We start from the raw sequence: 10,447 nt of genomic DNA on the forward strand, positions 1-10,447 counted from the left end.
GCAACGAGGCCGAGCTTTTCGGCCACATGCTCTTCGACGCGCGGATCGATATTGGCAAAGGTGCCGACGGCGCCGGAAATGGCGCAGGTGGCAATCTCCGCCCGGGCAGCCTGCAGACGGGTCCGGTTGCGGTCGAACTCGGCGTAATAACCGGCCAGCTTCACACCGAAGGTCAACGGCTCGGCATGAATGCCGTGGCTGCGGCCGACGGTCGGGGACATCTTGTGCTCGAAGGCGCGGCGCTTGATCGCTGCCAGCAGGGCGTCGAGATCAGCCAGCAGCAGGTCGGCCGCCTGGGTGAGCTGCACCGCGAGGCAGGTGTCAAGCACGTCCGAGGAGGTCATGCCCTGATGCACGAAGCGGGCTTCGTCGCCAACATATTCGGCGAGGTTGGTCAGGAAGGCGATGACATCGTGCTTGGTCTCGCGCTCGATCTCGTCGATCCGGGCGATATCGAAATTGCCGCGTTCCCAGACAGCCTTGGCGGCTTCCTTCGGGATCACGCCGAGTTCGGCCTGTGCGTCGCAGGCATGCGCCTCGATCTCGAACCAGATGCGGAATTTGTTCTCGGGCTCCCAGATCTTGACCATCTCGGGGCGGGAATAGCGCGGGATCATGTGTATCCTCGGGTGACAGCTGCGTGCGATTGGTGCCGGAATGCGTACCAGAATGCGTGATGGCAATCAGGCAGGCGGGGTTTTATCATTGCCGCCGCTTGGAGTCACGCTGCGGGCGGACAGTTAAGAAGACAGCTCAAGAGGGAGCGTATCCATGAAGATCGACGGCAAGCCGCATCGCACGATCTGGCCGGCGCCGGACGGCAAGGCGGTGGAGATCATCGACCAGACGAAATTGCCGCACCTTTTCGAGATCGCCCGGCTGGAAACCCTGACCGACGCAGCTCATGCGATCAGGGCGATGCTGGTGCGCGGCGCACCGCTGATCGGGGCGACGGCCGCCTATGGTATGTGGCTGGCCATGCGGGAGGATTCCTCCGACGCGGGCCTGTCGAACGCCTATGACCGGCTGTATGAGACCCGGCCGACGGCGGTCAATCTGCGCTGGGCGCTTGATGCCGCGCGGACAAAGCTCGGCCCTCTTGCACCGGAGGCGCGGGCGGATGCCGCCTTCACGCTGGCGGGCGAAATCTGTGACGAGGATGTGGAGATTAACCGCTCCATCGGCGAGGCTGGTCTCACGGTAATCAAGGATATTCAGTCCCGCAAGAAGCCGGGCGAGACTATCAATGTTCTGACCCACTGCAATGCGGGCTGGCTGGCGACGGTGGATTGGGGCACGGCGACCGCGCCGATCTATCTGGCGCACGATGCGGGCATTCCTGTGCATGTCTGGGTGGACGAGACCCGGCCGCGCAACCAGGGTGCCAGCCTCACGGCGTGGGAGTTGGGCAATCATGGCGTGCCGCACACGGTGATCGTCGACAATGCGGGCGGGCATTACATGCAGCACGGCATGGTCGATCTGGTGATCACCGGCACCGACCGGACCACGCGGGCAGGCGATGTCTGCAACAAGATCGGCACTTATCTGAAGGCGCTGGCCGCCCACGATAACGGCGTGCCGTTCTATGTTGGCCTGCCGTCCCCGACCATCGACTGGACCATCGCGGACGGGGTGCGCGACATTCCGATCGAGGAGCGCGATGCCCGGGAGGTGACGGAAATCACCGGGCGCCTTGCGGATGGTAAGGTCGCCACGGTGACGATCACGCCGGAGACGAGCAAGGCGGCGAACCCGGCCTTCGATGTGACACCGGCGCGTCTTGTAACCGGTTTGCTGACGGAACGCGGTCTCGCGGAGCCGAGTGAGAAGGGGCTGCTGCGGCTGTTCCCGGAAATGCGTCAGGCGGGTGAGGATTAATGACTGTGAAAATAGGCAAGGCTGAACGCGCGCTGCGGCAGGAGGTGATCGATACCTGCCTGAGCATGAACGCGATGGGCCTGAACCAGGGCACATCCGGTAATGTCAGCGTGCGCTGCGGGGACGATCCGGCGGAAGGTTTCTTCATGACGCCGTCCAGCATCCGTTATGACAGGCTGGCACCGGAAGACATCGTGCGGATGGATCTGGAGGGGAACGTCGAGGGCAAGCACAAGCCCTCCAGTGAATGGCGCTTCCATCTCGACATCATGCGGGCCCGCCCGGATGCGGGGGCCATCGTTCATACCCACGGCATGTTCTCGACCACGCTGGCCTGCCTGCATCGCGAGATACCGGCCTTTCATTACATGATCGCATTGTTCGGTGGTCCGACGATCCGCTGCGCCCCCTATGCGACCTATGGCACCCAGGAGCTGTCCGACCACGCGCTGACGGCGCTGGACGGCCGCAAGGCCTGCCTGCTTGGCAATCACGGCCTGATCGTGCTGGGCCCTAACCTGGAGCGTGGGCTGGCCCTGACCCAGGAAGCGGAAACCCTGGCCGCGATGTACTGGCGGGCTTTGCAGATCGGCCAGCCGGCGATTCTTCCGGATGAAGAGATCGAAAAGGTTGCCCAGAAATTCGGTGTTACTGGATATGGTGGGCGTTGACCCCATGTCGGTAGGGTAGGGAGCTGTTCAATGATCGGTAAAAGTCTCATATGGGCAGCAGCCCGGCGAATCATGCAAAATCCGGAAGTGCAGCAGCGCGCGACGGATATGGCGTCGGAAGTTTATGTCCGGGCGAAGCCGAAACTGGAAAATGCCGGACGGCATCTCAGCGAGTCCATGCGGGATGCGGCGGCGGAGCATGACCCGTTGCAGGATCCGGTGGGGTTTGTCAGATCCTTGAAAAACAAGGCGTTACCACCTGAAGACCGGAGCTGAGTGATTGGGCTCATTCAGCAAAGGGTGCGCTTTGAGGCATGAATTATTCTATGCATAATTGACATATTTATCTAAAATCCAATATAAATAATTCACACACCATGAGGGTGATGGATTATTTGCCCGGTTTCCGCCAGAATACCGACTGGAGACCGGCCTGAGTGATCAGGGTTGGTATGGCTATTGGTCCGATAAACAACGTTCCTCTGATACCGGTTCCGGCCGGGCAGAGACAGATTCCGGCCCAACCCGGCGGGGTTGATGGTCGGCGGAATGCTGACCAGTCCCTGGATCCGGCAACCAGCCGTTTCGCGCAGGAATTGAGCAGCACGGACCCAAATGCGGGTCAACGCACCCCGCAGCGCCAGAGAGCTATTCCCCTTGAAGAGGTGAGTGCGGACCTGCCCCGGGGCTCTATTCTCGATATTACCGTTTAGCGGCAATCCGACCCGGAGCAGGCAGAGCATTCCGCCAGATGCCGGAACAGTGTTTCGGGCTCGAAAGGCTTGGTTATATGCCCGCACATGCCTTCGGCCCGGCATTTTTCGATCTCTTCGGCGACCGCGTGGGCGGTCAGCGCGATGATCTTGAGGTCATGATATCTGGGATCGGCCAGAATGCGCTGGGTTGCCTCATGGCCATCCATCACCGGCATTTGCAGATCCATCAGGACGGCATCGATCCTCGGCGGCGTGCCGGATAACATGATATCAACGGCTTCCCCGCCATGCTCGGCGGATGTCACGGTGATACCGGCACCTTCAAGCAGCACTGTCGCTATCTCGCGGTTGATCGCATTGTCTTCCACCAGCAGGATCTGGAGGCCATTGCACTCCGCGCGCCAGTCACGGTCGGCGTTTAGTAGGGGGATGGCACTTTCATCGGTAAGCGGCCGCAAGGGCAGTTCGAGATGAAACGTGCTGCCATGACCAGGCCGGCTCTCGACCCGGACCTCTCCATTCATTGAATGTGCGAGGTCCCGGCTGATCGCAAGCCCAAGGCCTGTTCCGCCAAACCGGCGTGTTGTCGATGCATCCGCCTGATGGAAAGGAATAAAGATTCTGTCTGCAACATCCTGCCCCATACCGATCCCGCTATCGGAGACGGAAAATTGGACCTGCCTGACGCCATCTTGTTCGGGCGCGGGCGTCACAGTCAGGCGAACATAGCCGGTATCGGTGAATTTCACGGCGTTGCCGCAAAAATTAGTCAGGATCTGGCCGATATGGAACGGATCTCCGAGGAATTGCATATCCTCGGCTCCGTCGGAGATCACTTCAAAGGATAGATTTTTTTCCTCTGCGCGCGGTGCGGCGATGGATGTGACGCGCTCCAGGATATCACCAAGTTTGAAAGGGATTTCCTCAATCTCGAGCTGACCGGCCTCGATCTTTGCAAAATCTAGGACATCATTCACGATATTCAGCAATGCATCGGAGGAAGAGCGAACCTTGGCTACGATACAGGCCTGTCTTTCAGTCAGGCCTGTATCCGCCAGGATGCGATTGAGGCCGATGACGCCATTCAGGGGCGTTCGGATTTCATGGCTCATGCGGGCCAGAAAGTCCGATTTTGCCCTGTCGGCATGTTCGGCCCGGCTCTTTGCCTCCCGCATCTCCGCTTCCGCGCGTTCCGTCTCGCGCAATTGATTGTTCAGCTCGGAGGTCCGTTCCTCTACCCGCTTTTCCAGCTCTTCGTTTGTTGAGCGGAGCAGGGCTTCGAGCCGTTTTTCGTCGGTGACGTCCCGGTAGGTCGCAACGAACCCGTTCTCGATGGGACGGCGGTTTACCTCGACGATTGTCCCGTCCCGGCGCTGCCTGATCGAGGTATATGATTCGGGCCGGGCGGCCGCTGCGGCATGTCGCTCGACAATCTCGTCGATATCGCCTTCCCCGAATTCACCCATTGCCGCCTGGTAGCGCAGGAATTCGGTGAAGTGGCGGCCCGGTTGATTGAAATGATGCGGTACGGCCATCAGATTGAACGCCTGCGGATTCGCGGCGACCAGGTTGAGGTCCTTGTCGAACAGCGAGATGCCGTAGCTGACTGCTTCCAGGATGGTTTCGAGAGCTAAGGATTTCTCGGCGAGTTCTTCGTTATTTGCGCGCAGGAGAGTTTCCTGTTGTTTCTGCTCCGTGATGTCGACAATCGTGATTACGAACCCGCCCTCGACCGGCCGGTTCCAGATCTCGTAGATATTACCGTTTGGGTGTTCTCGGGTGTAGCGAAGGTGGTCGAATTTTTTAGCCAGGGTGACCCGTTCTTGGACCTGTTTTTCTACATCGCCTTTGCCGTATTCGCCGCGTGTGGCCAGAATCCGGGTGATGTCCTCAAATGGTGTTCCTGGCCGGTTCAATTCCTGGGGAAGATCCATCATGTCGAAGGTTTGACGGTTCGCTGCCACCAGCTTTAATTCACGATCGAACAGCGTAATGCCGTAATTCACCGCTTCAAGGATGGTCTCGAGAGCTTTGGTTTGGGCTGAGAGATCGTTTTCCCGTTTTTGCAGCCGGGCTGTGCGCTCCCAGATAAGCTCATCCAGCCGATCGTTCGAGTGTTCAAGCGCCTGCTGGGATCTCCGAAGCTCGGTAATATCATCGTAGGTCGTGACGAACCCGCCGCCGGAGATGGGGGTGCCTTTAATACGCAGGATCGTACCATCCGGCCGTTCGCGTTCGAAGCTGTGTGCTTCTGTCTGGCGCACCAGTGCAAGCCGCTCATTCACGAGATCTTCGATCTCTCCGGGGCCGTATTCGCCGCGCTCTGCATTAAGTCGGAAGAATGCGGTAATCGGTGTGCCCGGAGTTCCCATCTCATGCGGGAAACCAAGCAGATCAAGATAACGTCGGTTACAGACAACCAGATTGAGGTTCTGATCGAAGTAACTGAGGCCCTGGCTCACATTTTCGATCACGGACGAAAATATGTGATGGTCCGTAACGTTTGCTTCCATGGTCTCGGTCAGATTCTGCTGAAGCTTTGTTAAAGCGGTTCAAGGTAAATTATAAAGCGTGAATCTTAACGTTTAGTGTGCAGGCCCGCGCGTTATTGTTGTGCTGACGGCCCGTTACGAGCGTCGGTGGCGCTATTTGGACTGCTCTTCAGCACAAAACCTCCGGTAGTTGAGAGAGAAGTGTGACGCGCGGCGGCACTGATGACAATTCAGTGCGGCTGTTCTGCCTCGCGGAATGATTGACCGTGGCTATGGCCCATGCCACTGAGATTGGCGAATGTTTCGTTACCGGAGTCTGCCACGTGACCGCCGAATCCAAGACATTGCCTCTCTCGCCTTCACGTGCGCTGCTGCTTGCCGGTTGGCTGTTTGCCTCGGTATTTTTTCTTTACGCCTTCGTGCTCCGGGTATCGCCATCGGTGATGGTCGATGACCTGATGCGTGAATTCGCGGTCGGTGGCGCGGTTCTCGGGAATCTCTCTGCTGTCTATTTTTACGTCTATGCTAGCATCCAGATTCCTATCGGTGTTGCCATTGACCGGCTTGGCGCGCGCCGTCTTGCGAGTGGTGCCGCCGCGGTCTGTACGGTCGGAGTGCTGGTCTTTGCCGGGGCCGATACGCTCTGGATGGCCTATGTCGGACGGTTTCTGATTGGTCTGGGCTGTGCCTGCAGTTTCGTCGCCGCGCTGTCGGTGGCGGCTATCTGGTTTCCGGGGCGGTTTGCCCTGCTTGGCGGCCTCGCACAGATGCTTGGCGTGCTTGGCGGAGTGCTGGGGCAGGGGCCGTTCGGCTATGCGGTGGAGCAGATCGGCTGGCGCGAGACAAATTGGTGGGTCGCGATGGGCGGTGTGGCCCTGACGATTTGCCTGTTCCTCACGGTACGGGACAGACCGTCTGGCGGCGTGGAGCCGTCACGGCCGCTGCTTGAGGGACTGAAACGTGCGCTCAGTAATGGCCAGACCTGGCTGGCGGCGACCTTCGGCGTAGGCATGACCGGATCGATGCTCGCTTTCGGCGGTCTCTGGGGAGTGCCGTTTTTCATGGAAGCGCGTGGTCTGGACAAGCCTGAAGCAGCGGCTTTGGCATCCGTCATGTTTTTCGGCTGGGGGGCGGGGGCACCGCTTAGTGGCTGGCTCTCGGACAAGCTCGGCAAGCGCCGGCCATTCATGGTGATGGGTGGCCTGCTGGCGACAACGGGGATGGCGTTGATTGTACTGTTCCCGGCCATGCCACTGCCGTTGTTATACGCGGTATTGGCACTTCAGGGGGCCGGCTCCTCGACCATGGTTCTCAGTTTCGCCGTTGCGCGGGAGCACAATCCGCCCTGGGCCAATAGCGCAACACTTGGCATCATCAACAGCTTCGTGGTCGGGAGCGGCGCCGTGCTGCAACCAAGCATTGGCTATCTGCTCGATCTGACCTGGGACGGCCGGATGGTGGACGGCGCACGGGTCTATTCCCTGGATACGTTCGGCTTCGCCCTTCAGGTCCTGCCCTGGTGCTGTCTGGCCGGCGTTGCGGCGGCATGTTTCATTCGGGAAGTGGGAAAACCGGCACGATGAGCCAGGATGGCGCTGCCGGTTCGGGGACGGTCGACCGGAAAGAACGGCTCCGCCGAAGCGGGATAGTTGCTGCCTTTGCCGTCACCCAATTGTTCGGCTGGGCGTCCACCTTCAGCACCCATGCAATCCTTGCCCGGCCAATTGCCGATGATCTCTCAATTACCCTGACAGAGGCCGTCACGGGGAGCAGTGCGTTCCTTATTTCGATGGCACTTGCATCCCAGCTCGCCGGATGGCTTTACCGGACGGTCGGTGCAGCGCGCCTGATGGCGGCCGGCTCGCTGTTCATGATGTTTGCCTTGTCCATGGTGGCTATCTCGAACTCGCTGCTGACATATTTCGCGGCCTGGCTGCTGGTTGGGGCAGGTGGTGCTGCCATCCTGACAACGTCGGCGCATACGGTGCTGGTTACGGTTCTCGGCCGCTCCGCCCGGTCCTGGATCGCCGGGTTGATGCTGATTTCCGGCCTGTCCTCAAGCCTCGGTTATCCGATGACCGCCGCGCTGGAAAGTTGGGTCGGCTGGCGGGATACCTATCTGTTCTATGCACTGCTTCACGGCGTGCTGTGTTTTCCCCTGCATCTTCTGGTTTGCCGTCTTGTCGGCCGGGAGCGGCAATCAGACAGCGGTAATGCGGCGGCAACGGACAGCGCGTCGCGGCGGGACCGGATATTGTTCCTGAACCTCGCCATCGCGATTTCTCTGCTCGGTGTCGTCACATGGGGCTTTACCATCGTGGTTGTGGAGCTTTTCGTCTCGCTCCGGATTCCGCATGAGGAAGCCGTCGCGCTTGCTGCCTCGATCGGTATTTTCCAGATCGCGGCCCGTCTGATGGAGTTCCTGTTTGCCGGCGGGCGTTCGCCAATCCGCACGGGGCTGGAAGCTGCCGTTCTGATGGCGCTCGGCTTTCTCGTTCTCGCCGTTGCCGACGGCTGGATTGCAGGTGCTGTTTTTGTCGTCTTTTACGGATTGTCGAGCGGTGTTCTGAACGTCGTGCGCTCGACCCTGCCTCTGGAGCTTTTCGATCCGAGTGCATACGGCATGATGATGTCCCGGCTGTCTCTGCCGATGCTGCTGTCCTTTGCCGCCGCCCCCATTCTGTTCGGGGGCATTCTGGAGCGTTACGGTCCGGACCCGGCTCTCGCCCTGGCATGCGTGCTGGCGGGGCTCGCCTTTTTCTTCCTCTGGAACCTCAAACGCCTCGCGCATCGCTAGGACGGTGGGGGCTGTCAGCCATCTAATCGGGCGGTCAGGATTTTCAGACCAGCCGCACCGAAAACACAGGCGAAAACTGCCTCGAACCAGCGATGGAAACGGCTATAGGCACTGATCATGCGTGGGTTCGAGAAAAGCAGCGCGTAGCCGTGAAAGACAAGCGCGCTCTGGATGCCGACCGCTGCGATGATAACGGCCAGATGCTCCCAGGTTGCGCCGGGCGGGACGCCAAGCGAGAACAGGGAGCCAAAGAACAGGATTGCTTTCGGATTGGTGAGATGGAGCGCCAGACCGTTGCCATAGGCCCGCCGCAGGGACGGTATGTGCCTCCCGGTTATTGCCATACTGCCGGGGCGTAGCGCTGCCCGTGCCGATTTAAAGGCGAGGAACAGCAGGTATCCGGCACCGGCAATGCGGATCGTCTCGAATAGCCAGACATGAGACAGCATGATCGCGCCGAGGCCGAAGGCGGCCATCGCGGACCACATCCAGGAGCCGGTCGTGACACCGGAGGCGACGGCAAGCCCGGCCGAGCGGCCTGAAGTCATGGAGGTTCCGGCAATGGCGAGAATGGCGGGGCCTGGGCTTCCGGTGGCCACCAGGGCGGCGAGCAGGATAAGAGGGAGTTCCATGACGACGTTCCTTCGGTCAATAAGAAGTCCGGACATTAAAGACGCAAAGGACAGGCTTTGTTGAACTGATATTTTTCATAGCAGACCCTGCGCCTTGAAACTGGTATGCGCTGCCCGGCCAACGATGATGTGGTCATGCAGTACGATGCCGAGTGCGGCCGCTGCCCGCTGAATCTGACCGGTCATGTCGATATCGGCCTTGGACGGCGTGGTGTCTCCGCTGGGATGGTTATGCACGAGGATCAGCGCCGTCGCCCCGAGATCGAGCGCGCGGGCCACCACCTCGCGGGGATAGACCGGCGTGTGATCGACGGTGCCTTCCTGCAGGACTTCGTCCGCCATGATCCGGTTTTTCTTGTCGAGGAAGAGGACACGGAACTGTTCGCGCTTTGAAAATCCCATCGCGGCCCGGCAATAGGCGATGAGCTGCCCCCAGGAGGAGACGACGGCGCGTTCCCGCACTTCCTCCCGCATCAGCCTTACGGCGGCGGCCCGGACGCTGGTGAGCGCAATCGCCGTGCTTTCCCCGACGCCCCGGACCTTCATCAGATCCTCAGCCGGTGCGGAGATGGTTTCGGCGAAGCTGCCGAACCGATCCAGCAGGGACTTGGCGAGAGGTTTCACATCCCCGCGCGGGCGAGACTGGAACAGTACCAGCTCAAGCAGCTCATAATCCGCGATCTTGTCCGGTCCGGATTTCAGAAAACGTTCCCGGAGCCGGCGCCGGTGTCCGGAATTATAGTCCGGACTCACTAGGTCCCGTGGCACGGATGCAGCCTCCCCTTCGATCACTCAGTGACATGATCATGGAAGGAGGAGGCGTGTTTTTGCGGAGGGCTTTCTGTTCGGGAGAAAATCAGTCCGCGTAGGGCGGCTTGGTATAGCCCTTGGGGGATTCCGTAAAGATCTCGCAGCCGTCTGCCGTCACGCCGATCGAATGTTCGAACTGGGCGGAGAGGGAACGGTCGCGGGTCACGGCGGTCCAGCCGTCCGGCAGGATCTTCACGGCGTATTTGCCGTCATTGATCATCGGCTCGATGGTGAAGAACATGCCTTCCTGCAGCACCGGGCCGGTGCCTTTCTCGCCGTAATGCAGCACGCTCGGCGCGGCATGGAAGCTCCGGCCGAGGCCATGGCCGCAGAAATCGCGGACCACGGAGCAACGCTCGCCTTCGGCATAGGTCTGGATGACGTAGCCGATATCGCCCAGCGTGGCGCCCGGTTTCACCACGGCGATGCCGCGCATCAGGCTTTCATA

At 60.2% G+C, this 10,447-nt stretch carries 10 protein-coding genes; 5 read left to right on the forward strand and 5 right to left on the reverse strand.

Features of this window, described 5'->3' with window-relative positions; all coding sequences use genetic code 11:
- On the reverse strand, positions 1 to 617 hold a 617-nt coding region (locus tag AAC126_RS19910; protein ID WP_339856743.1), incomplete at its 3' end, for a lyase family protein.
- Between the two features lie 154 nt (positions 618 to 771).
- Between AAC126_RS19910 and mtnA the strand changes: the two genes are divergently transcribed.
- The 3 genes from mtnA to AAC126_RS19925 are packed head-to-tail and all read left to right on the forward strand — an operon-like array spanning position 772 to position 2,828.
- Positions 772 to 1,881, forward strand: coding sequence for an S-methyl-5-thioribose-1-phosphate isomerase (gene mtnA, locus AAC126_RS19915; protein ID WP_339856746.1), 1,110 nt, complete (start codon positions 772 to 774; stop codon positions 1,879 to 1,881).
- Positions 1,881 to 2,552, forward strand: coding sequence for a class II aldolase/adducin family protein (locus AAC126_RS19920; RefSeq protein WP_339856749.1), 672 nt, complete (start codon positions 1,881 to 1,883; stop codon positions 2,550 to 2,552). The genes mtnA and AAC126_RS19920 overlap by 1 nt, the downstream gene beginning before the upstream one ends.
- A gap of 30 nt (positions 2,553 to 2,582) precedes the next feature.
- Positions 2,583 to 2,828: a hypothetical protein gene (locus AAC126_RS19925; RefSeq protein WP_339856752.1), complete on the forward strand. Its 246-nt coding sequence runs from the start codon at positions 2,583 to 2,585 to the stop codon at positions 2,826 to 2,828.
- A 433-nt stretch (positions 2,829 to 3,261) separates the two neighbouring features.
- On the opposite strand, the gene AAC126_RS19930 is transcribed toward AAC126_RS19925, so the two are convergent.
- Complete coding sequence (locus tag AAC126_RS19930) at positions 3,262 to 5,781, reverse strand: PAS-domain containing protein (RefSeq protein WP_339856754.1); 2,520 nt, start codon at positions 5,779 to 5,781, stop codon at positions 3,262 to 3,264.
- Between the two features lie 302 nt (positions 5,782 to 6,083).
- Between AAC126_RS19930 and AAC126_RS19935 the strand changes: the two genes are divergently transcribed.
- Positions 6,084 to 7,343: an MFS transporter gene (locus tag AAC126_RS19935; protein ID WP_339856757.1), complete on the forward strand. Its 1,260-nt coding sequence runs from the start codon at positions 6,084 to 6,086 to the stop codon at positions 7,341 to 7,343.
- Positions 7,340 to 8,557: an MFS transporter gene (locus AAC126_RS19940; RefSeq protein WP_339856759.1), complete on the forward strand. Its 1,218-nt coding sequence runs from the start codon at positions 7,340 to 7,342 to the stop codon at positions 8,555 to 8,557. The genes AAC126_RS19935 and AAC126_RS19940 overlap by 4 nt, the downstream gene beginning before the upstream one ends.
- Positions 8,558 to 8,571: 14 nt before the next feature.
- On the opposite strand, the gene AAC126_RS19945 is transcribed toward AAC126_RS19940, so the two are convergent.
- The 3 genes from AAC126_RS19945 to AAC126_RS19955 all read right to left on the reverse strand — a co-directional run.
- Positions 8,572 to 9,189, reverse strand: coding sequence for a LysE family transporter (locus tag AAC126_RS19945; RefSeq protein ID WP_339856761.1), 618 nt, complete (start codon positions 9,187 to 9,189; stop codon positions 8,572 to 8,574).
- A gap of 75 nt (positions 9,190 to 9,264) precedes the next feature.
- The gene (gene radC / locus AAC126_RS19950) at positions 9,265 to 9,957 is read right to left on the reverse strand and encodes a DNA repair protein RadC (RefSeq protein ID WP_339856764.1); all 693 of its coding nucleotides are present in this window, start codon (positions 9,955 to 9,957) and stop codon (positions 9,265 to 9,267) included.
- Positions 9,958 to 10,045: 88 nt separating this feature from the next.
- The coding region (locus tag AAC126_RS19955) for a M24 family metallopeptidase (RefSeq protein WP_339856767.1) at positions 10,046 to 10,447 on the reverse strand (402 nt) is incomplete at its 5' end.

It is taken from the genome of uncultured Nisaea sp., assembly GCF_963974195.1.
In the GTDB taxonomy this organism is placed as follows: Bacteria; Pseudomonadota; Alphaproteobacteria; order Thalassobaculales; family Thalassobaculaceae; genus Nisaea.

What these genes read in the sequence shown, in the direction of transcription:
- AAC126_RS19940 (WP_339856759.1), top strand. Translation starts at nt 7,340, where the DNA reads ATGAGCCAGGATGGCGCTGCCGGTTCGGGGACGGTCGACCGGAAAGAA.
- AAC126_RS19930 (WP_339856754.1), bottom strand. Translation starts at nt 5,781, where the DNA reads ATGGAAGCAAACGTTACGGACCATCACATATTTTCGTCCGTGATCGAA.
- AAC126_RS19920 (WP_339856749.1), top strand. Translation starts at nt 1,881, where the DNA reads ATGACTGTGAAAATAGGCAAGGCTGAACGCGCGCTGCGGCAGGAGGTG.
- AAC126_RS19925 (WP_339856752.1), top strand. Translation starts at nt 2,583, where the DNA reads ATGATCGGTAAAAGTCTCATATGGGCAGCAGCCCGGCGAATCATGCAA.
- mtnA (WP_339856746.1), top strand. Translation starts at nt 772, where the DNA reads ATGAAGATCGACGGCAAGCCGCATCGCACGATCTGGCCGGCGCCGGAC.
- AAC126_RS19945 (WP_339856761.1), bottom strand. Translation starts at nt 9,189, where the DNA reads ATGGAACTCCCTCTTATCCTGCTCGCCGCCCTGGTGGCCACCGGAAGC.